The sequence below is a fragment of the Actinomadura soli genome (assembly GCF_005889715.1).
Taxonomy (GTDB): domain Bacteria; phylum Actinomycetota; class Actinomycetes; order Streptosporangiales; family Streptosporangiaceae; genus Spirillospora; species Spirillospora soli.
Map to the genome: position 1 here is coordinate 40,054 of NZ_VCKW01000004.1, position 19,997 is coordinate 60,050.

At 69.6% G+C, this 19,997-nt stretch carries 29 protein-coding genes and 1 pseudogene; 5 read left to right on the forward strand and 25 right to left on the reverse strand.

What is annotated here, in order from left to right; all coding sequences use genetic code 11:
* Positions 1-84 precede the first annotated feature (84 nt).
* From ETD83_RS01685 to ETD83_RS01695, 3 genes are all read left to right on the forward strand, one after another.
* On the forward strand, positions 85-828 hold the full coding sequence (locus ETD83_RS01685; RefSeq protein ID WP_230420623.1) for a CAP domain-containing protein: 744 nt from the start codon (positions 85-87) through the stop codon (positions 826-828).
* Positions 829-946: 118 nt separating this feature from the next.
* Positions 947-2,056, forward strand: coding sequence for a hypothetical protein (locus tag ETD83_RS01690; RefSeq protein ID WP_138643256.1), 1,110 nt, complete (start codon positions 947-949; stop codon positions 2,054-2,056).
* A 24-nt stretch (positions 2,057-2,080) separates the two neighbouring features.
* Positions 2,081-3,721 carry a hypothetical protein gene (locus ETD83_RS01695; RefSeq protein WP_138643257.1) on the forward strand — a complete coding sequence of 547 codons (1,641 nt, stop codon included), beginning with the start codon at positions 2,081-2,083 and terminating at the stop codon, positions 3,719-3,721.
* Between the two features lie 40 nt (positions 3,722-3,761).
* Here ETD83_RS01695 and truA read toward each other — a convergent pair whose 3' ends face one another.
* The 8 genes from truA to infA all read right to left on the reverse strand — a co-directional run bounded on the left by truA (position 3,762) and on the right by infA (position 8,755).
* Positions 3,762-4,667: a tRNA pseudouridine(38-40) synthase TruA gene (gene truA / locus ETD83_RS01700; protein ID WP_138643258.1), complete on the reverse strand. Its 906-nt coding sequence runs from the start codon at positions 4,665-4,667 to the stop codon at positions 3,762-3,764.
* A gap of 262 nt (positions 4,668-4,929) precedes the next feature.
* Positions 4,930-5,454 (reverse strand): 50S ribosomal protein L17, encoded by a 525-nt coding sequence (gene rplQ / locus ETD83_RS01705; protein ID WP_138643259.1) that lies wholly within the window; start codon positions 5,452-5,454, stop codon positions 4,930-4,932.
* Positions 5,455-5,549: 95 nt separating this feature from the next.
* On the reverse strand, positions 5,550-6,563 hold the full coding sequence (locus ETD83_RS01710) for a DNA-directed RNA polymerase subunit alpha (protein WP_131963133.1): 1,014 nt from the start codon (positions 6,561-6,563) through the stop codon (positions 5,550-5,552).
* A gap of 112 nt (positions 6,564-6,675) precedes the next feature.
* Positions 6,676-7,302: a 30S ribosomal protein S4 gene (gene rpsD / locus ETD83_RS01715; protein WP_138643260.1), complete on the reverse strand. Its 627-nt coding sequence runs from the start codon at positions 7,300-7,302 to the stop codon at positions 6,676-6,678.
* A 20-nt stretch (positions 7,303-7,322) separates the two neighbouring features.
* A complete protein-coding gene (gene rpsK, locus ETD83_RS01720; RefSeq protein WP_021596710.1) occupies positions 7,323-7,724 on the reverse strand; it encodes a 30S ribosomal protein S11 in 402 nt (133 codons plus the stop codon).
* A 48-nt stretch (positions 7,725-7,772) separates the two neighbouring features.
* Positions 7,773-8,153 (reverse strand): 30S ribosomal protein S13, encoded by a 381-nt coding sequence (gene rpsM / locus ETD83_RS01725; RefSeq protein ID WP_138643261.1) that lies wholly within the window; start codon positions 8,151-8,153, stop codon positions 7,773-7,775.
* A gap of 200 nt (positions 8,154-8,353) precedes the next feature.
* Positions 8,354-8,467: a 50S ribosomal protein L36 gene (rpmJ, locus tag ETD83_RS01730; protein WP_131963138.1), complete on the reverse strand. Its 114-nt coding sequence runs from the start codon at positions 8,465-8,467 to the stop codon at positions 8,354-8,356.
* A gap of 66 nt (positions 8,468-8,533) precedes the next feature.
* The gene (infA, locus tag ETD83_RS01735; protein ID WP_018657567.1) at positions 8,534-8,755 is read right to left on the reverse strand and encodes a translation initiation factor IF-1; all 222 of its coding nucleotides are present in this window, start codon (positions 8,753-8,755) and stop codon (positions 8,534-8,536) included.
* A gap of 259 nt (positions 8,756-9,014) precedes the next feature.
* Between infA and ETD83_RS01740 the strand changes: the two genes are divergently transcribed.
* Positions 9,015-9,572 carry a hypothetical protein gene (locus tag ETD83_RS01740; RefSeq protein ID WP_138643262.1) on the forward strand — a complete coding sequence of 186 codons (558 nt, stop codon included), beginning with the start codon at positions 9,015-9,017 and terminating at the stop codon, positions 9,570-9,572.
* A gap of 218 nt (positions 9,573-9,790) precedes the next feature.
* Positions 9,791-10,606 (forward strand): phosphodiesterase, encoded by an 816-nt coding sequence (locus ETD83_RS01745; protein WP_138643263.1) that lies wholly within the window; start codon positions 9,791-9,793, stop codon positions 10,604-10,606.
* Between the two features lie 43 nt (positions 10,607-10,649).
* On the opposite strand, the gene ETD83_RS01750 is transcribed toward ETD83_RS01745, so the two are convergent.
* From ETD83_RS01750 to rplP, 17 genes and pseudogenes are all read right to left on the reverse strand, one after another.
* Positions 10,650-11,096, reverse strand: coding sequence for a DUF1707 SHOCT-like domain-containing protein (locus ETD83_RS01750; RefSeq protein ID WP_138643264.1), 447 nt, complete (start codon positions 11,094-11,096; stop codon positions 10,650-10,652).
* A gap of 14 nt (positions 11,097-11,110) precedes the next feature.
* Entirely contained in the window at positions 11,111-11,947 is an 837-nt protein-coding gene (gene map / locus ETD83_RS01755) for a type I methionyl aminopeptidase (protein WP_138643265.1), read from the reverse strand.
* A gap of 158 nt (positions 11,948-12,105) precedes the next feature.
* Entirely contained in the window at positions 12,106-12,756 is a 651-nt protein-coding gene (locus tag ETD83_RS01760) for an adenylate kinase (protein WP_138643266.1), read from the reverse strand.
* Positions 12,757-14,055, reverse strand: a complete 1,299-nt coding sequence (gene secY / locus ETD83_RS01765) for a preprotein translocase subunit SecY (protein ID WP_407921462.1) — start codon at positions 14,053-14,055, stop codon at positions 12,757-12,759.
* A gap of 582 nt (positions 14,056-14,637) precedes the next feature.
* A complete protein-coding gene (gene rplO / locus ETD83_RS01770) occupies positions 14,638-15,129 on the reverse strand; it encodes a 50S ribosomal protein L15 (RefSeq protein ID WP_138643267.1) in 492 nt (163 codons plus the stop codon).
* 1 nt (position 15,130) lies between these two features.
* Positions 15,131-15,313 carry a 50S ribosomal protein L30 gene (gene rpmD / locus ETD83_RS01775; RefSeq protein ID WP_138643268.1) on the reverse strand — a complete coding sequence of 61 codons (183 nt, stop codon included), beginning with the start codon at positions 15,311-15,313 and terminating at the stop codon, positions 15,131-15,133.
* The gene (rpsE, locus tag ETD83_RS01780) at positions 15,310-15,930 is read right to left on the reverse strand and encodes a 30S ribosomal protein S5 (RefSeq protein WP_407921463.1); all 621 of its coding nucleotides are present in this window, start codon (positions 15,928-15,930) and stop codon (positions 15,310-15,312) included. Before rpsE ends, rpmD begins: the two co-directional genes overlap by 4 nt.
* A 34-nt stretch (positions 15,931-15,964) precedes the next feature.
* Complete coding sequence (gene rplR, locus ETD83_RS01785; RefSeq protein WP_138643269.1) at positions 15,965-16,351, reverse strand: 50S ribosomal protein L18; 387 nt, start codon at positions 16,349-16,351, stop codon at positions 15,965-15,967.
* Positions 16,352-16,353: 2 nt separating this feature from the next.
* A complete protein-coding gene (gene rplF, locus ETD83_RS01790) occupies positions 16,354-16,890 on the reverse strand; it encodes a 50S ribosomal protein L6 (RefSeq protein ID WP_138643270.1) in 537 nt (178 codons plus the stop codon).
* A 15-nt stretch (positions 16,891-16,905) separates the two neighbouring features.
* Positions 16,906-17,304: a 30S ribosomal protein S8 gene (gene rpsH, locus ETD83_RS01795; RefSeq protein ID WP_132169035.1), complete on the reverse strand. Its 399-nt coding sequence runs from the start codon at positions 17,302-17,304 to the stop codon at positions 16,906-16,908.
* A 138-nt stretch (positions 17,305-17,442) separates the two neighbouring features.
* Positions 17,443-17,628, reverse strand: coding sequence for a type Z 30S ribosomal protein S14 (locus ETD83_RS01800; RefSeq protein ID WP_131963156.1), 186 nt, complete (start codon positions 17,626-17,628; stop codon positions 17,443-17,445).
* Between the two features lie 2 nt (positions 17,629-17,630).
* Entirely contained in the window at positions 17,631-18,206 is a 576-nt protein-coding gene (rplE, locus tag ETD83_RS01805) for a 50S ribosomal protein L5 (RefSeq protein WP_138643271.1), read from the reverse strand.
* A 124-nt stretch (positions 18,207-18,330) separates the two neighbouring features.
* A pseudogene (gene rplX / locus ETD83_RS01810) lies at positions 18,331-18,618 on the reverse strand (50S ribosomal protein L24); the annotation flags it as partial.
* Entirely contained in the window at positions 18,618-18,986 is a 369-nt protein-coding gene (gene rplN / locus ETD83_RS01815; RefSeq protein WP_021596728.1) for a 50S ribosomal protein L14, read from the reverse strand. The gene rplN and the pseudogene rplX, both read right to left, overlap by 1 nt.
* Positions 18,987-19,051: 65 nt before the next feature.
* Entirely contained in the window at positions 19,052-19,336 is a 285-nt protein-coding gene (rpsQ, locus tag ETD83_RS01820) for a 30S ribosomal protein S17 (RefSeq protein ID WP_138643273.1), read from the reverse strand.
* On the reverse strand, positions 19,333-19,572 hold the full coding sequence (gene rpmC, locus ETD83_RS01825; RefSeq protein ID WP_138643274.1) for a 50S ribosomal protein L29: 240 nt from the start codon (positions 19,570-19,572) through the stop codon (positions 19,333-19,335). The genes rpsQ and rpmC overlap by 4 nt, the downstream gene beginning before the upstream one ends.
* Complete coding sequence (gene rplP, locus ETD83_RS01830; protein WP_138643275.1) at positions 19,572-19,991, reverse strand: 50S ribosomal protein L16; 420 nt, start codon at positions 19,989-19,991, stop codon at positions 19,572-19,574. Before rplP ends, rpmC begins: the two co-directional genes overlap by 1 nt.
* Positions 19,992-19,997 lie beyond the last annotated feature (6 nt).

Consider the following 19,997-nt stretch of genomic DNA (forward strand, 5'->3'; position numbering starts at 1 on the left):
CGTCGCCATCCGCAGAGCGGTGGCCGGCACTCGCAGGGCAAGGGAGGCGAGCGGACGCGACGCAAGGGCGCGACCAGCATCGTCGTGGCCGTCACCGCCTCCGGCCTCGCCCTCGCCATCGGCGTCGCGATCGACCGGCTGCTGCTGCCGGAACTGCGCTCGGAGCGGACGACCGCGTCCGGTCCCGGATCGCGGCCGACCGACATCGTCGAGCTGGGGCCGCAGAGCGACCCGTCGACCGGGACCGCGCCCGGGACGGGCACCGCGGGCGGCCAGAAGACGCCCACCGGCGGCGCCCCCGCCCCGAACGCGGACGTGCCGACGCCGCCGCTGAAGACGATGCGCGTGCCCGGCGGTACGCCGGACAAGCCGTCCGAGCCCGGCACGCCGTCCGAGACGAGCGGGGCGCCGGGCGAAGGCGCCCGCGTGCCCGGTGGTTCGGAGGGGTCGTCCGGCACGGAGGCCGCCGTGGTGTCGCTCACCAACGCCGAGCGCGCCAAGGCCGGCTGCAAGCCGCTGCACGTCGACCAGCGGCTCGTCACCGCGGCCCGCAGGCACTCCGCCGACATGGCGGCCAACGACTACTTCGACCACACGTCGCGCAACGGCGACAGCCCGTGGGAGCGGATGGAGGACGCCGGTTACCCCAGCCCGGGCGCGGAGAACATCGCGAAGGGCTACTCGACCGCCGCGGCCGTGATGAAGGGATGGATGGACAGCCCGGGACACCGCGCCAACATCCTGAACTGCGACCTGCGCGCCATCGGTGTCGGGAAGGCGTCCGGACCCGGCGGCCCACTGTGGACACAGGACTTCGGCTGGAAATGAGCGGGCCCGGCCCTGGTCCTTGACCTTCGCGAAATCACCGGCGTCCGGTTCGCCCCCATGTCATGGTGGGTGTCTCGAAGGTCCAGAGCCCTGAACGAGGAACGGTAAGGTCCAAGCCATGGGTTATCCGGGCGATCAAGGCAAGCCCGGCGGCTGGCCCCCTCAGCATCAGCCGCCGCACGCGCCGTACGGACCCGGAGCCGAAGCGCCGCCGTACGGCCACGACAACGACGAAGCCCCCTTCGCACCGCGCGAGGAGGGGCCAGGTGCGATGCCGTTCGGCAACGAGCCTTTCGGTAACGAGTCCTTCGGCAACGAATCCTTCGGCAGCGAGCCGTACGGTGCCGAGCCGTACGGCGGGGCGGCGGATCAGACCGCCGCGTGGGCCGACGAGCCCCCCGCCGGGAACGCGCACCCCTCCTTCCCGCCAGACCAGTCCTTTCCTCCGCCGAACCAGTCCTTCTCCTCAGACCAGCCCTTCCCGCCGAACCCGCCCGCGCGGCGCCGCGGCCTGCCGCTGGTCATCGGCGGCGCGGCGGTCGCCGGTCTCCTCCTCATCGGCGGCGGCGTCGCGCTGTCGTCGGCGTTGAAGGACGACTCCGAGCCGGCGTCGCCCAAGGCCGCCGAGTCCAAGCCGCCGCAGGCCACGCCGACCCCGCCGCAGCCCGTCCTGGCGCCGGTGAAACTGCAGAGCCGCACGACCGACCCGAAGCCGCTGACGCTCAAGGAGGTCTTCGGCAACGGGAAGTTCAAGGCGGGCAAGTACAGGTACGTCCGGACGGCCGCGGCCGCGACGAAGAACTGCACCGCGATCGCCGGCGGTACCAAGCTGGACAAGGCCCTCAAGAAGGGCGGATGCACGCAGGGGCTGCGGGCCACCTACGCGCTCAGCAGCGGCTCGCTCATCGGCACCGTCGGTGTGTTCAACCTCGAGACCCAGGCCGCGGTCGAGCAGGCGGTCAAGGCCGCCGGCGACAAGGACGCCTTCCTGCTGGCGCTGCCCGGCAAGGGCGTGTCCAAGACCAACGGCAAGGGCGAGGCGCTCGGCACCTCCCAGACGCGCGGCCACTACCTGGTGATGACGTGGGTGCAGCGGCCGGACGGCAAGAAGATCGCCAGCAAGTACCATGCGGCCGTCCGTGTCTTCGGTACGCAGATGGTGAAGGGCAGCAACCTGGCTCTCGCCCTGCACTACAGGGAAACCGAAGGCAAACCCCTCCAAAAGTGACCCGTTTGAATACCCTCTCTGCCTATGTCTGGACCTAGAGACACCCGGGAGTCCGCCGAGCCGGCGGGGACGTCCGACGTCCCGGCCGACCCGGTGCCGCCCAGCTTCGGCGGCGCGGTCCCCCCGGCCGACGCGCCTCCCGCCGACGCGCCCTCCGCCGACACCACGGTCACGGACGCCCCGAGCACGGACGCCTCGACCACGGGGACGCCGCCCGCCTCCCTCAGGCCGCCCGCGTTCGGCCTGGAGGCCCCTTGGTGGGCCGCCGAGTCGTCCGACCCGGCCCCGCTCGCCGAGGCCGAGGACACGCCTCCCGAAGACGTCCCGGCCGCAGCGGACCCCGCGGCGGACGGACGTCCCGCACAAGAAGCACCAGAGGACCAGGACGAGCCCGAGGAAGTCGTCTTCGGCGCCGTCACCGCCGAAGAACGTCCGGCCGGATACGAGACCACCGGCGTCCCGCCCGGGACGCTCGTCGCCGGAGTCGGCGTCCCCAGCGTCGACTCCCGCCGCGCCGTGCCCGCCGCGCCGATCGTGAAGCGTCCGCCCTCCCACGGCGACACCGATCCCGACGGCTTCCCGCCCGTCCCCCCAGAGGACGGCACCGCACCGGAGGAGACCGTTGTGGACGCTCCCGTCGACCAGCAGCCCGTCCGAGAACCCGGCACGGCCCCGCCCGAGCCGGACGCCGCGTTCGAGAAGGCGAAGCAGGCCGAGAACGCGTCGTCGGCGTCGCTCGCGCCGGTCCTCGTGCCGGACGCGATCCTCCCGCCCGGCGTCGAGCCGCCCACCGGCAGCGGACCGTTCCCGCAGGCCGAGGCCGTCGACGAGGCCGCGGCGACCGCCGAGCAACCCCAGGTGATCACGCCGGTCTACCACGCCGAGGGCGGCGTGCCGATCGACACCCCGCCGCCGCCCGGACCCGCCACGCGACGCGGCGGAGGCGGAGGCGCAAGCAAGCGCAGGCTGCTGCTGATCGGCGGCGGCGCGGCCGCCGTCCTCGCCGCCACCGGCGCCCTGTTCATCGCCGGCGGGACGGGCTCCGGCGGCGGCAAGGGGAACGACGGCCGGGCGGTCGAGTCGCCCGCCGCGACGCAGTCCACACCGGCGACCACGCCGTCCGGCACCGCCGTCCCGGCCACGCCCGTGGACATCACGAACGAGAAGACCGACACCAGGGACCTCGCGTTCCGCGACGTGTTCCCCACCGAGGTCATCCAGCTCGGCGGACGGACCTACACCCGCGAGCGCTGGTCCCTGAACCGCGAGGCGTCGTACGCGGCCAGGGGCTCGATGCTCACGGCGCTGGAGCGGGAGCGGTGCCGCAAGATCGTCCGCGCGACGTACATCGACCGGGACCGCGCGCTCGCCGTCACGTCCGGCATCGCCGTGATGCCGACGAAGGCGGCCGCGCTCGCGATCAGCGAGGCCGGGGACCCCGCCAAGTACGAGTGGTTCCGCGGCATGGGCGGCAAGAACGCCCCGAGCCTCGACCGGGCCGGCGGATACGCCGCCGCGACCGTCCGCGGCCGGTACGTCGCCTACGCCTACGTGCAGTGGGCCAACGGCAAGAAGGCCGAGCCGGGCGATCCCGCGATCAAACAGGCCGCGCAGCAGTTCCTGGACTACGACCTCCGCCCGATCGTGGCCCGCGCCGGAAACTGAACGCGAGCCCCGCGCCGGGCGCCGGCCGTCCCCCCGCCCGCTAGGACGTCCCCCGCTGGGACGAGGCGTCGGTCCCATCCCCGGCCGCGGCTTCCGCGGCGGCCTCCGCGGCCGCGGCGGCGTTGAGCGTCCGGACGCGGCGGGTCTCCTGGGCGCGCCTGGCCAGGGCGTCGTCCTCCGGGTACCGGATCTCCTCCAGGGACAGCCCGTGCGCGGCCGCCACGTTCACACCGGAATCGCGGACGCGGGCCGCGAGCACCTCGGCGGGCCACTCCACCTCGCGCCGCCCGTCCCCGACCATCAGCAGCGCCCCGACGAGCGCGCGGACCATCGAATGGCAGAACGCGTCGGCCTCCACGGTCGCGAGCGCCAGGTGCGGGTCGCGGTCGTCGCGCACCCACTCGTAACGCAGCAGCTCCCGGATGGTCGTCGCACCTTCCCGCCTTCGGCAGTACGCGGCAAAGTCCTGCTCGCCGAGCAGCCGCCGCGCGGCATCATTCATGCGGGCCACGTTCAGCGGACGCGGATGCCACAGCACGTCGTGACGGCGCAGCGGCTCCACCCCGAACGGGTTGTCGCACACCCGGTACACGTAGCGGCGGGACAGGGCGGAGAACCGCGCGTCGAACCCCTCCGGGGCGATCGACACGCGCCATACCCGCACGTCCGGCGGCAGCAGCCCGGCGAGCCTGCGCGGCATCGTCCCGTTGATCGCGGAGTAGGCGGCGACCGGCACCACCAGGTGCGCCACCTGGCCCCGGGCGTGGACGCCCGCGTCCGTCCGGCCGGCGACGGTGAGCATGGGCGGCGGGTCCAGGCGGAGCATGCGGGCCAGCGCGTCCTCGATGACGCCCTGGACGGTCCGCTGGTTCGGCTGCCGCGCCCAGCCCGCGAAGTCCGACCCGTCATAGGAGATATCGAGCCGGAGCCGTACCAAAGCGGTCATGTCAGCTGAGCTGTCCTTCTCTGTCACTCCCCGTCCGTCCTCCCGATGAGCCGCTCCGCCCTACGGGTACCCCCCTGACACGCTCCCCTGCGAACGCTCGCCCCCCAGCCATGACCATGGATCAAGTCTGGCAAAGAAGAGGGCCCGCCGTCCCGTACCGGACGGCGGACCCAAACCATCATGTCGGCCTAGACCATTAATGGATTAGCCAAGGGGCAGGCCAACCTCGACCGCGCCAGGGCCACCCTTGGCGGCCGATGTCTTACTTCGCGTCGCCCTCGCTGTCCTCGGACTCGGCGTCGGCCTTGATCTCCTCGGCCTTGATCTCCTCGGCCTTGGTCTCGTCCGTGGCGGGGGCCTCGTCCTCGGCCGCCTTCGCCGGCGCGGCCTTGGCCGCGGTCGCGGCCTTGCCGGTCGTGACGGCGGGCATCTGCTCCTGGACCAGCTCGATCACGGCCATCGGCGCGGCGTCGCCCTTGCGGGGGCCGATCTTCGTGATGCGGGTGTAGCCACCGGGACGGTTCTCGAAGCGCGGCGCGATCTCGGTGAAGAGCTCGTGCAGGATGGACTTGTCGCGGATCGTCCGGGCCACCAGGCGCCTGTTGTGCAGGTCGCCCTTCTTGGCCTTCGTGATCAGCTTCTCGGCCAGCGGGCGGACCCGGCGGGCCTTGGCCTCGGTGGTGGTGATGCGGCCGTGCTCGAACAGCGCCGTCGCCAGGTTCGCGAGGATGAGGCGCTGGTGCGCGGGGCTGCCGCCGAGGCGGGCGCCCTTGGTGGGCTTGGGCATGGTGCTTCCTTCCTGCACCGGCCGTGCCAGGTACCGGTGTCAGCTGGTCCCGGGACGGCCGGGGGACGCGCCCCCGGCCGTCCGGGATCGGGTTTCTAGTACTGCTCGGTCTCGGCGTAGCTCTGGTCGTCGTCGCTGTAGGAGTCGGCCGCCGCGCTCGGGTCGAACCCGGGCGGGGAGTCCTTCAGCGACAGGCCCATGTCGTTGAGCTTCTGCTTGACCTCTTCGATCGACTTGGCGCCGAAATTCCTTATATCGAGCAGGTCCTGCTCGGAGCGGGCGACGAGCTCGCCCACCGAGTGGATGCCCTCGCGCTTCAGGCAGTTGTAGGAGCGGACGGTGAGGTTCAGCTCCTCGATCGGCAGGGCCAGGTCGGCGGCGAGCGCCGCGTCCGTCGGGGACGGGCCCATGTCGATGCCCTCGGCCTCGACGTTGAGCTCCCGGGCCAGCCCGAACAGCTCGACGAGGGTCTTGCCGGCGGAGGCGACCGCGTCGCGCGGCAGCATCGCCTGCTTGGTCTCCACGTCCAGGATGAGGCGGTCGAAGTCGGTGCGCTGCTCGACGCGGGTCGCCTCGACCTTGTAGGTGACCTTCAGCACGGGCGAGTAGATGGAGTCGATCGGGATCCGGCCGATCTCCTGGCCCGGCTGCTTGTTCTGCGCGGCGGAGACGTAGCCGCGGCCGCGCTCGACCGTCAGCTCCATCTCCAGCTTGGCCTTGTTGTTCAGCGTGGCGATGTGCAGGTCGGGATTGTGGACCTCGACGCCCGCGGGCGGCGCGATGTCGGCCGCGGTGACCTCGCCCGGGCCCTGCTTGCGCAGGTACATGACCACGGGCTCGTCGTGCTCGGACGAGACGACGAGCTCCTTGAGGTTCAGGATGATGTCGGTGACGTCCTCCTTCACCCCCGGAACGGTGGAGAACTCGTGGAGGACGCCCTCGATGCGGATGCTGGTGACGGCCGCACCGGGGATCGAGGAGAGCAGGGTGCGACGCAGCGAGTTGCCGATCGTGTAGCCGAAGCCCGGCTCCAGCGGCTCGATGGTGAACCGCGACCGGTACTCGTCGACCTGCTCTTCGGTGAGAGTCGGACGCTGAGCGATGAGCATGGTGGTGCCTTCTTTCCGCGGTGCCCGCTATTTGACTACCGCGTTCGTGAGTGTTCCCCGATTCGCCGGGATCCCACGGGCGAGCCCGCGGAATCCCGGCGGAGCCGAAGTCCTACTTGGAGTAGTACTCGACGATGAGCTGCTCCTGGATGGGAGCGTCGATCTGCTGGCGGACCGGCATCGAGTGCACGAGGATCCGCATCTTGTCGCCGTCCACCCCGAGCCACGCCGGGACGGGACGGTCGCCGACCTCGGCCTTGGCTACCTGGACCGGGGTCAGCTCCACCGACTTGGGCTTGAAGTCGACGATGTCGGCCTCGGTCACCAGCGCCGACGGGATGTTGACCTTCTTGCCGTTGACCCTGATGTGGCCGTGGCGGATGAGCTGGCGGGCCATGTCGCGGGACTTGGCGAAGCCCGCGCGGTAGACCACGTTGTCGAGGCGGCGCTCCAGGAGGGCGAGCATGTTCTCGCCCGTCTTCCCCTGCTGGCGGTTCGCCTCGACGTAGTAGTTGTGGAACTGCCGCTCCAGCACGCCGTAGATGCGCCGCGCCTTCTGCTTCTCGCGAAGCTGCAGCAGGTACTCGGTCTCCTTCGGCCGGCCGCGTCCGTGCTCACCCGGCGGGTAGGGACGGATCTCGATCGGGCACTTCGGGCCCTCGCACTTGCTGCCCTTGAGGAACAGCTTCATCTTCTCGCGGCGGCAGAGCTTGCAGTCCGCACCGGTGTAACGAGCCATTGTCTTAGATCTCCCCTGCCTCAGACCCGGCGACGCTTCGGCGGGCGGCAGCCGTTGTGCGGAACGGGCGTGACGTCCTGGATCGAGCCCACCTCCAGGCCGGTCGCCTGCAGCGACCGGATGGCGGTCTCGCGGCCCGAGCCCGGGCCCTTGACGAAGACGTCGACCTTGCGCATCCCGTGCTCCATCGCGCGCCGGGCGGCGGCCTCGGCGGCCTGCTGCGCGGCGAACGGCGTGGACTTGCGGGAGCCCTTGAAGCCGACGTGGCCGGACGAGGCCCAGGAGATCACGTTGCCGTTGGGGTCGGTGATCGAGACGATCGTGTTGTTGAACGTGCTCTTGATGTGGGCGTGCCCGTGAGCGACGTTCTTCTTTTCCTTGCGGCGCACCTTCTTCGCGCCGACACGGCTCTTAGGAGGCATCTGCTCTCTCTACTCGTGAGGTCATCGATCCGGAGGACCGACTCCGGACTACTTCTTGCCGGCCTTCTTCTTGCCGGCCACGGTCTTCTTCTTGCCCTTGCGGGTGCGTGCGTTGGTCTGCGTGCGCTGACCGTGCACGGGGAGCCCGCGGCGGTGCCGGATGCCCTGGTAGCACCCGATCTCGATCTTGCGGCGAATGTCCGCCTGGACCTCGCGGCGAAGATCACCCTCGATCTTGTAGTTCGCCTCGATCCAGTCGCGGAGCTTCACCATCTCGTCGTCGCCGAGCTGGTGGACCCGCAGGTCGCCGCTGATCTCGGTGCCCGCGAGGGTTTCGAGCGCACGCGTCCGGCCGATGCCGAAGATGTAGGTGAGAGCGACCTCCAGGCGCTTTTCGCGCGGGAGGTCGACGCCGAGGAGGCGTGCCATGTGGGCAGTTCCCTTTCGTTGCGCGGAGGTATGGACGCGTCGCTTCCGCGAACACCCTGCCCGGGTGGCGGCCCCGGCCTCCGACGATCCGGGGGTGGTCCTCACACGGCGGTGCCGCACGAACCGATCTTTCGACGGGTCGTACGGCTACCTGTGTGAAGGCTGCGATGCGCTTGCTGTGGTGCGGCGCCCGGCCTGTGTCAGCCCTGGCGCTGCTTGTGGCGCGGGTCAGAGCAGATGACCATGACCCGGCCGTGCCGCCTGATGATGCGGCAGTTCTTGCAGATCTTCTTGACGCTCGGCTTGACCTTCACTGGGTCTCCTAGAGATCAGGGTCACCCCCGCGCCGCCACGCACGGGGAAGGCAACCCCAGTGGGATTCACTTGTAGCGGTAGACGATCCGACCGCGCGTGAGGTCGTAGGGGCTCAGCTCCACAACGACGCGGTCGTCCGGCAGGATCCGGATGTAGTGCATCCGCATCTTGCCGCTGATGTGGGCGAGCACCTTGTGCCCGTTGTCGAGCTCCACCCGGAACATGGCGTTCGGGAGGGACTCGATGACGGTGCCCTCGATCTCGATGGCCCCTTCTTTCTTGGGCATGTCCTCCGCGCTTCGCTGATCGGCTCATTGGACTCGGCCCGGCTCCCGGAGGAGAATCGACCGCAATCCACACCGCGACGCGGAAGGCGTCAGGAAGGGGAACCGGGCGGCCGGCGACGGACCGACTAAGGAGTCTACGTCAACCGGCCGTCCAATGCGAAATCAGGGCATGACACGGGTCCGGAGACTCCTCCCGACCCAAGCATACATCGCGTGCGCGTTGTACCTTTCAGGAGAGATACGTTCGAGGAGGATCAGCATGCCGAGCTATGACTTCGCGCTGATCCTCAGCCGTCCCCTCTATGAGGACGAGCTGGACCCGCTGTTCGGCCGCACGCACGGCGCCGTCACGGTGTCGATCATCAGCGAGCCGCAGCACGCCGACCGTCCGGGCAACGCGTCCTGCTCCTGGCCGGGCCCCACCCTCGCCGCCGCGATCATGGAGGTCGTGGAGCACGTCGAGAACAGCGCGCCCGGCGTGCACGTCGCGCAGGTCGAGGCCGACCCGCTGCTGACGATCCGCGACATCGCCGAGCGGGTCGGACGCTCCCTCGACTCGGTCCGGCACGCGATCACCGGCTCCCGCGGCGCGGGCGGCTTCCCCTCGTCGGAGATGTCGACGGCCGGGCACCGGCTGTGGCGCTGGTCCAAGGTGGCCGCCTACTACGGGCTCGACGACCCGCAGCTCGTGGAGGCGAAGCCGACCGTCCAGGCGATCAACGGCTGGCTCGCGCTCCGCGACGTCGTCCCCGACGTGGCGCCCGCCGCCGAAGAGGTCACCTCCGCCCTCTCCCTGGTGATCCCGCACGTCGCGTAGACCGCCCTTTCCGGGCTTTACGAGCACGAACGTCCCAGCCTTCCTTGCCCAGGGTCGGGGTCGCGTGCCGCTGCGTGATCACGCCCGGAATCGGACGGGCGGCAGGTGGCACCCCCGAGTCGACAGTGCGGGCAGGTGGGGGCGAAGATCGTCCCGGTGCCGTGCCGGGGGTGCCTCAACCGAAGGTCCGTGATGTGCTTGGGCAAGGGGGACGATCGATGGCGATCATCGCGCAGCTGAGCGATATCCACCTGGCGGCCGGCCGGGACGGCGAGGTGGACGACGGCTCGGGGCCGGTGCGCGCGCTGCGGGCCGCCGTGTCGAGCCTGCTCTCGCTGCCCGCCCGCCCGGACGCCGTCGTCATCACCGGCGACCTCGCCGACGGCGGCAGGCGCGCGGAGTACGCCCGGCTCCACGCGCTGCTGTCGCCGCTGCCGATGGCCGTCTACCCGATGTGCGGCAACCACGACGACCGCGACGAGCTGCGGAGGGTGTTCGCCGACCATCCCGAGGTGACCGACACGGGGACGTCCCCGCAGGCGCCCGTGCAGTACGCAGTGGACGTGGCCGGCGTGCGGCTCGTCTGCTGCGACACCACCGTGGACGGCCACGCCCACGGGCACATGAGCGAGGAGCGGCTCGCGTGGCTCGACGGGACGCTCGGCACCGCCCCCGACACGCCGACGGTCATCGCCACGCATCATCCGCCGTACCCGATCGGGATGCGGTTCATCGACGACCTGCGCTTCGTCGACCCGGCCGGGTTCGCGGCGGTGGTCTCCCGGCACCGGCAGGTGGTGCGGGTGATCTCCGGGCACGTCCACCGCGCGTCGGTCGGGTCGCTGGCGGGGACCGTCAGCACCACCTGCCCGAGCACGTACCGGCAGCTGTTCCTCGACCTCACCTCGCAGGGGCGCGCGGCCGTCACCGGGGAGCCCGCCGGGTTCGCCATCCACCTCATCGGCCTGGACGGCTCGGCGACCACCCATTTCGCTCCGACCGGGAACTACCGCCCGCTGATGGACGTGGAGTGACCGTCCGCCGCCGTGAGGGCGGCCGGGAGGCCCTGAGGGGGCGTCAGCAGCCCCGGTGGCGCCCGAGGACGGTGCGGAGAAGCAGGAGCGCGCCCCACGGGCCCGCCACCCAGATCCACCACGGGTAGACCGTCCCGGCCCCCTGCACCATCAAGATCAGCCAGATGGTCAGGTTGATGCCGCTGACGACCGCCCACGCGCCCCACATCGCCGCCATCCCCCGGGGTTCGAGGTCGCCCGACGGCCGGACGGCGGGCGACGCGGTGCTCTTCGGCTGCGCCGCCGGGACGGGAAGCTGGTAGAGGTCCTCCTCGGGCAGGTCGGAGGTGACCTCCTGAAGCTGCCCCAGGGTCTTCGCCGCGAACACCGCCTCAAGCCGCTCCTGCAGCTCGTCCATGGTGATCCGGCCTTCGGCACAGTGCTCCCGAAGGCTCTCCGCCACCCGGTCGCGTTCGGCGTCCGAGGCCCGGAGGTCAGGGTTCGGCGCCATGGCTCCTCCGCTCGTCAGGACGAGGTCTCGGTTTCATTCTGGACGATGCCGAGCCTGGTGAGCCATTCTTCGCCCTCGTCCAATGCGGTCAGGACGCGCGGACCGTCCGGCGTGACCGCGAACGTGTGCTCGAAGTGCGCCGACGAGCGGCCGTCGACGGTGACGACCGTCCAGCCGTCGTCCAGCTCGACGGTGTCCTTGGCGCCGAGGTTCACCATCGGCTCGACCGCGAAGCACATTCCGGGCTCCAGGACGGGCCCGTGCCCGGGCGGCCCGTGGTTCGGGATGAGCGGGTCCATGTGCATCTCGGTCCCGATGCCGTGCCCACCGTAGCCCTCGACGATGCCGTAGGCGCCCTGAGAGCGGATGTGAGCCTCGATCGCGTGCGAGATGTCCGAGAGCCTGGCCCCGGCCCTCCCGGCCGCGAGACCGTGCCACAGGGACGCCTCGGTGACCTCCAGGAGCCGCCGCCGCTCCGCGGTGATCTCCCCGACGGGGACGGTGATCGCCGCGTCGCCGTGCCAGCCCTCGACGATCGCGCCGCAGTCGATGGAGACGATGTCGCCGTCCGCCAGCACCTTCCCGGGCCGCGGGATGCCGTGCACGATCTCCTCGTTGACGGACGCGCAGATCGTCCCGGTGAAGCCGTGGTAGCCCTTGAACGACGGGACGCCGCCGTGGTCGCGGATGTGCCGCTCGGCGAGCTCGTCCAGGTCCAACGTGGTGATCCCGGGCTTCACGGCGTCGCGGAGCAGCTCCAGCGTCCGGCCGACCAGAAGCCCGGCCGCGCGCATCAGCTCGATCTGCTCCGCGGTCTTCACCTGGATCGCGGGCCTGTGCCGTCTGAACATCTCTCCCCCTGTACACCGGCGGGCCGGGGCGTCCGCCGCGTCTGCCGCGGGACGGCCCCGGCGTGCCGGCGCGGGGCCGGTTCCGGGTCCCCGCCCTCGCCGTTACCTCTCTAGCGGCCCGCCTTCTCCGGCGGGCCTGACACCGCTCTGGCGGACGGTCACTTCTCCAAGGGGCGCAGTGCGGTCAGGGCGCGCTTGGTGACCTCTTCGACCGGGCCCGTCGCGTCGATGCCGACGAGGATGTGCTCGTCGGCGTAGAACTGCACGAGCGGCGCCGTGTCGTGCTTGTAGACCTCCAGGCGGTGCATGACGACCTCTTCCTTGTCGTCGTCGCGCTGGAAGAGGTGCCCGCCGCAGTCGTCGCAGATGTCGTCCTGCTTGTCGTCGAAGTCGACGTGCCAGATCCGCCCGCACCGGTCGCAGGTCCGGCGGCCGGACAGCCGCCGGACGACCTCGTCCTCGTCGACGACCAGCTCCAGCACGATGTCGAGCCTGGCGTCCCACTCGGCGAGGATCTTCTTCAGCGTCTCCGCCTGCGGGACGTTGCGCGGGAACCCGTCCAGCAGGAACCCGTCGCGGGCGTCGTCCTCGGCGAGCCGGTCGCGCACCATCGCGATCGTGACCTCGTCGGGCACCAGGTCGCCGCGGTCCATGTACTGCTTGGCCTGCCGGCCGAGCTCGGTACCGCCGCTCACGTTGGCGCGGAAGATGTCACCTGTCGAGATCTTCGGGATGGACAGATGCGATGCGATGAACTGGGCCTGCGTCCCCTTGCCCGCACCCGGGGGGCCCACCAGGACGATACGCATCTACCGAAGGAAGCCCTCGTAGTTGCGTTGCTGGAGCTGACTCTCGATCTGCTTCACGGTATCCAGTCCGACGCCGACGATGATGAGGATGCTCGCACCGCCGAAGGGGAAGTCCTGGGTGGCGTTCAGGAGTGCGAACGCCACCATGGGGATCAGCGACACGAGCCCCAGGTAGAGCGCACCGGGTGTGGTGATCCGGGTCAGCACGAAGTCGAGGTACTCGGCGGTCGGCCGACCAGGACGGATACCTGGGATGAAACCACCATACTTCTTCATGTTGTCGGCCACTTCAGTGGGGTTGAACGTGATCGCCACGTAGAAGTAGGTGAAGAAGATGATGAAGACGAAGAAGATCGCCATGTGCCAGGGGTTGTCCTGCTGCAGGTAGGGCTGGATCTTCTGCAGCCACTTCGTGTTCGGCCAGAGCTGGGTCGCCAGGATCGGCAGGTACAGCAGGGACGACGCGAAGATGATCGGGATGATGCCGGCCTGGTTCACCTTCAGCGGGATGTAGGTCGACGTCCCGCCGTACATGCGGCGGCCGACCATGCGCTTGGCGTACTGGACGGGGATGCGCCGCTGCGCCTGCTCGACGAACACGACACCGGCCATGATCGCGAGGCCGACGAGGAGCACCACCGCGAAGACGAAGCCGTTCTGCGTCTTGTAGATGCTCCAGAACTGGGCGGGGAAGACCGCGACCACCTGGGTGAAGATCAGCAGCGACATGCCGTTGCCGACGCCGCGGTCGGTGATCAGCTCGCCCAGCCACATGATCACCGACGTGCCGGCCACCATGCAGATGACCATCGTGATGATCGGGAACAGGCCCGTCTCGTACAGGATGTCGTCGCTGCCGGACACACCGGAGAACAACTGCCCGGTGCTCGCCATCGCGACGATGCCGGTGGCCTGAAGGATCGCCAGCCCGATCGTCAGATAACGGGTGTACTGGGTGATCTTCGTCGTGCCGGCCTGGCCCTCCTTCTTCAGGGCCTCCAGCCGGGGGATCACAACCGTCAGCAACTGGAGGATGATGCTCGCCGTGATGTACGGCATGATCCCCAGCGCGAAGATCGACAGCTTCAGTAGCGCGCCGCCGCTGAACAGGTCGACAAGGCCGTAGAGGTTGTTGCTCTCCTTGGCCGCGTCCGCGGTCTCCTTCAGCACTTTCACGTTCACGTTCGGCGTCGGGATGATCGATCCCAACCGGAACACCACGATGATGAACAACGTGAACAACAGCTTTTTACGCAGGTCAGGCGTACGGAAAGCCCGAGCGAACGCGGTCAGCACCATTCCTCCTGGGGACCTGCATCAATGTGGCGGCGCCCTGATGGTCGATCAACGGACTGTCGGCGCACGGCCTTCTGGCGTGCACACTGTATCCGCTCCGCTGACCAAAGCCGCAACCACGAAGACGAGAGCAGCCCGCATAGTGTAGCGACTCCGCGGATGGCGACAACCATCGCCGAAGATCGCGACAGGAGCCGCCGGAGACGGGGCCGGGACACTGTCGAGAAACGACGAAGACGCGCCGGAGACGTACCGGAGACGGCCACGGTCTTGAGTGTGATCGGAGGCGGCCCGCCGCTGGGCCGTCCGGTCCGACAAACAGAAGATCAGGCGCAAGTAGGACAAGGCCGGCGGGGCGCGTCTCAAGAAATGCGGTTCGACCTACTTCAGAGTGCAGCGCTTCGGGCACCGGCTGCATCGCCCGCTGACCCGCGACGACCTCCCCGCCCCTCCCGCATGACCGTGGGAGGGCCCTCAACGCCCACATCGGCCCGCGCCCCCGTGCCGATGGATGGGCGAAAGAAAGAAGGCCATGGCCGGTTCCCCTCGCGGGGAACGGCCATGGCCTTCCTTTGTGGCCTTCGCCTACAGCTCGTCGGCGGTTCCGCCTGCGGCGGCGATCTTCTCCTTCGCGGCGCCGGAGAAGGCGTGCGCCTTCACCTGGACCGCGACGGAGATCTCGCCGGTGCCGAGGACCTTGACCGGACGGCCGCGGCGCACCGCGCCCCTCGCCGCCAGGTCGTCCGCCGTGACCTCGCCGCCCTCGGGGTAGAGCGCGGCGAGCTTGTCCAGGTTCACGACCTGGAACTCGACCCGGTTCGGGTTCTTGAAGCCCTTGAGCTTCGGCACCCGGCGGATCAGCGGCATCTGACCGCCCTCGAACCCGACGGGCACGGTGCCGCGGGCCTTGGTGCCCTTGGTGCCGCGGCCCGCGGTCTTGCCCTTGGACGCCTCGCCGCGGCCCTTGCGGGTCTTGCGGCGGTTCGAGCCCGGGGCGGGACGCAGGTCGTGCACCTTCAGCGGAGTGCCCCCCGTGGCGCCCTCCGCCTCGGGGGCGTCCTTGGAGAGATCAGCCATCTCAGTCGACCTCCTCGACGGTGACCAGGTGCGCCACCGTCCGGATCATGCCGAGCACCTCGGGGCGGTCCTCGCGGACCACGCTCTGCCCGATCTTCTTCAGGCCGAGGGTGCGCAGCGTGGCACGCTGGTTCTGCTTCTCGCTGATCACGGACTTGGTCTGCGTGATCTTCAGCTGGGTCATGAGGTCGCGGCCTCCGCCCTGGGCTCGCTGCCCGCGGCGCGGGCCCGCAGCATCGCCGCGGGGGCGACGTCCTCGATCGGCAGGCCGCGCTTGGCCGCGATCTCCTCGGGACGCTTCAGCGCCTTGAGGCCCGCGATCGTGGCGTGCACGATGTTGATCGCGTTGTCGCTGCCCAGCGACTTGCTCAGCACGTCGTGGATGCCGGCGCACTCCAGCACCGCGCGCACCGGGCCGCCCGCGATCACGCCGGTGCCGGGGCTCGCCGGACGCAGCAGGACCTCGCCCGCCGCGTCCCGCGCCTGCACCAGGTGCGGGATGGTGCCCTGGATCCGCGGGACCTTGAAGAAGTGCTTCTTGGCCTCCTCGACGCCCTTGGCGATCGCCGCGGGCACCTCCTTGGCCTTGCCGTAGCCGACGCCGACGGTGCCGTTGCCGTCACCGACGATCACCAGGGCGGTGAAGCTGAAGCGACGCCCGCCCTTGACGACCTTGGCGACACGGTTGATCGCCACGACCTTCTCGATGTACGACTGGCCCTTGTCGGCGCCACCGCGGCGGTCGTCGCGGCGATCGCGACGGTCGCCACCCTGACCGCCGCCACGCCTCTGCGCTGCCATCAGTGGTTCCTCTCGTTCAGCTTGGTCAGGGCCCTCACAGCTGGAGGCCCCCCTCGCGCGCACCGTCCGCGACTGCGGCGATACGGCCGTGGTACTTGTTGCCGCCGCGGTCGAACACGACCGCGGAGACGCCGGCGTCCTGCGCCCGGCGGGCGACGAGCTCGCCGACCTTGCGGGACTTGGCGGTCTTGTCGCCGGCGTCGGCGCGCAGGTCCGCCTCCATCGTGGACGCGCTGGCCACCGTGTGGCCCTTGGCGTCGTCGATGACCTGGACGAACACGTGCCGGCTGGAGCGGGTCACGACCAGGCGAGGGCGCTCGGCGGTGCCGAGGACCTTCTTGCGGACCCGGATGTGCCGGCGCCTGCGAGCCTTGGCCCGCGCCGACGTGGCCTTTCCGGCCAGGGTCTTGGTGCCTGCCATGCCTACTTACCAGCCTTTCCGACCTTGCGGCGGATCTGCTCGCCCTCGTACCGCACGCCCTTGCCCTTGTACGGATCGGGCTTGCGCAGCTTGCGGATGTTGGCGGCGACCTCGCCGACCTTCTGCTTGTCGATGCCCTCGACGACCAGCTGGGTCGGGCGCTCCACCGTGAAGTTGATGCCCTCGGGCGGCTCGACGGTGATCGGGTGGCTGTACCCGAGCGAGAACTCCAGGTTCTTGCCCTTCGCCACCACGCGGTAGCCGACACCCTGGATGACCAGGGTCTTCTTGTAGCCGTCGGTGACCCCGACGACCATGTTGTTGATCAGCGTACGGGTGAGCCCGTGCAGGCCGCGCACCTTGTTGAGGTCGTTCGGCCGGCTGACGACGATCTTGCCGTCCTCCTGCTTGACCTCGATGGGCTCGGCGACCGTGTGCGACAGGGTGCCCTTCGGCCCCTTGACGGTGACCTCCCGGCCGTCGAGCTTGACCTCGACGTTGCCGGGCACGGCGATGGGGCTACGTCCGATTCGAGACATTGGTCAGAACCCCCCTCACCACACGTAGGCGAGGACTTCGCCGCCCACGCCGCGCTTGCCCGCCTGCCGGTCGGTCATCAGGCCGGAGGACGTCGAGATGATCGCGACGCCCAGTCCGCCGAGGACCTTCGGCAGGTTGTCCTTCTTCGCGTACACGCGCAGACCCGGCTTCGAGACGCGCTTTATACCGGCGATCGAACGCTCCCGCGTCGGCCCGAACTTGAGCTCGATGTTGAGCTTCTTGCCGACCTCGGCGTCCTCCACGCTCCAGCCCGAGATGTAGCCCTCCTGCTGGAGGATCTCGGCGATGTGCGCCTTGATCTTCGAGTACGGCATCGCCACCGAGTCGTGGTACGCCGAATTCGCGTTCCGCAGACGCGTCAGCATGTCTGCGATCGGGTCGGTCATCGTCATGGCCTACTGGCCCTCCCTCGCCACGGTTTCCTCGGACTTGTGCCGTGGACCTTTGGCGCGGTCGTGGGCGTCCTCTCGGACGCCCGGTCGGTCATTATCAGGCGGGTGCCCGTCCCGGGGCCGCGCCCCGGGACGCGGTCACCAGCTGGACTTCGTGATGCCGGGCAACTCGCCGCGGTGGGCCATCTCCCGGAAGCACACGCGGCACAGGCCGAACTTCCGGTAGACGGAGCGCGGACGCCCGCAGCGCGAGCATCGAGTGTACGCGCGGACGCCGAACTTCGGCTTCCGCGCCGCCTTGGCGATCATCGACTTCTTCGCCATGCTCAGTTCTCCTTGAACGGGAAGCCGAGGAGCCTCAGCAGCGCCCGGCCCTCGTCGTCGGTCTTCGCGGTCGTCACGACCGTGATGTCCATGCCGCGCTGCCGGTCGACCTTGTCGGGGTCGACCTCGTGGAACATCACCTGCTCGGTCAGCCCGAACGTGTAGTTGCCGTTGCCGTCGAACTGCTTCGGCGACAGGCCGCGGAAGTCGCGGATGCGGGGCAGCGCCGTCGCGAGCAGCCGGTCCAGGAACTCCCACATGCGGTCGCCGCGCAGCGTGGCGTGCGCGCCGATCGGCATGCCCTCGCGCAGCTTGAACTGCGCGATGGACTTGCGGGCCCGGTTCACGGCCGGCTTCTGGCCGGTGATCAGCGACAGGTCGCGGATCGCGCCCTCGATCAGCTTGGCGTCCTTGGCCGCGTCACCGACCCCCATGTTCACCACGATCTTGGTGAGGGTGGGGATCTGCATGACGTTGGCGTAGCCGAACTCCTCCCGCATCTGCCCCGCGATCTCCTCGCGGTAGCGGACCTTGAGCCTCGGCGTCGGGACGGGACGCTCGGTCACGGTCTCAGTCATCGGAAGCAGGCTCCTTCGCGGCCTCGGCGGGCTCGTCGTTCTCGGCGGCCTTCGCGGCCTTGGCCGCCTTCGGCTTGCCGGCCGACTTGGCCTTGCCGGCCGACTTGGCCCGGTTCTTGTGCGGACGCGTGACGCGGACCTTCTTCCCGTCCTCGTCGAACTCGTAGCCGATGCGGACGGCCACGCCGTTCTCGGCCAGCGCGACGTTGCTGACGTGCAGCGGCGCCTCGACCGTGACCCGGCCGCTCTCCTTGCCGGCGCGCTGCTGGTCGGCCTTGATGTTCTTGGTGATGAGGTTGACGCCCTCGACGACCACCCGGTCCTCGCGGGGGATGGTGCGCAGGACCTTCCCCGTCGCGCCCTTGTCCTTGCCGGCGAGGACGATCACCTCGTCGCCCTTGCGGATCTTCATCAGAGCACCTCCGGCGCGAGCGAGATGATGCGCATGAACTTCTTCTCGCGCAGTTCACGGCCCACCGGGCCGAAGATTCGGGTGCCGCGGGGGTCGCCGCCGTCCTTGATGAGGACCGCGGCGTTCTCGTCGAAGCGGATGTAGGAGCCGTCCGGGCGCCGGCGCTCCTTGCGGGTGCGCACGACGACCGCCTTGACGACGTCACCCTTCTTCACGCCCGCGCCGGGAAGGGCGTCCTTCACCGTCGCGACGATGATGTCGCCGACTCCCGCGTAGCGCCGACCCGAGCCGCCGAGAACCCGGATGCAAAGGATCTCCTTCGCACCCGTGTTGTCGGCGACCTTGAGTCGCGACTCCTGCTGGATCACGTCAACTCCTGTTCGTCACACCGGTTCTGCCGCCAGATCGGGCGGCAGCCTGGTGGAACCAGTAATTACTTGGCCTTCTCGAGGATCTCCACCACGCGCCACCGCTTGGTGGCCGACAGCGGGCGGGTCTCCATGAGACGGACGCGGTCGCCGACGCCACACTCGTTGGCCTCGTCGTGCGCCTTGTAGTTCTTCGTCCGGCGGATCACCTTGTGGTACTTGGCGTGCTTCACGCGGTCCTCGACGGACACGACCACGGTCTTGTCCATCTTGTCGCTGACCACCAGGCCCTCAAGGATCTTGCGGCTGTTGCGCTGCCCGGCCGTCGGCTCGGTCTGCTGCTCGGTCATTCGTCCTCCTCCGCGGCGTCCTCGACCGTGACGATGCCGAGCTCGCGCTCCCGCCGCACGGTGTAGATGCGGGCGATCTCGCGCTTCACCTCGCGGAGCCGCCCGTGGCTCTCAAGCTGGCCGGTCGCCCCCTGGAAGCGGAGGTTGAACAGCTCCTCCTTGGCCTCCTTGAGCTTGGTGACCAGGACGTCATCGGGCTCGGTCCGCAGATCGTCAGCGGTAAGACCCTTGGCCATCAGGACTCACCCACCTCTCGCTTCACGATCTTGCACTTCATCGGGAGCTTGTGGATCGCGCGCGTGAGGGCCTCCCGGGCGATCTGCTCGTTCGGGTAGGAGATCTCGAACAGCACGCGGCCCGGCTTCACGTTGGCGACCCACCACTCCACGGAGCCCTTGCCGGAGCCCATGCGGGTCTCGGCGGGCTTCTTGGTCAGCGGGCGGTCCGGGAAGATGTTGATCCAGACCTTGCCGCCGCGCTTGATGTGCCGGGTCATCGCGATACGCGCGGCCTCGATCTGCCGGTTCGTCACGTACGCGGGCTCTACCGCCTGGATGCCGTACTCGCCGAACACCACCCTCGTACCGCCCTTGGCCATGCCGCGGCGCTTCGGGTGGTGCTGCTTGCGGTGCCTGACCTTGCGAGGGATCAGCATGGGTTA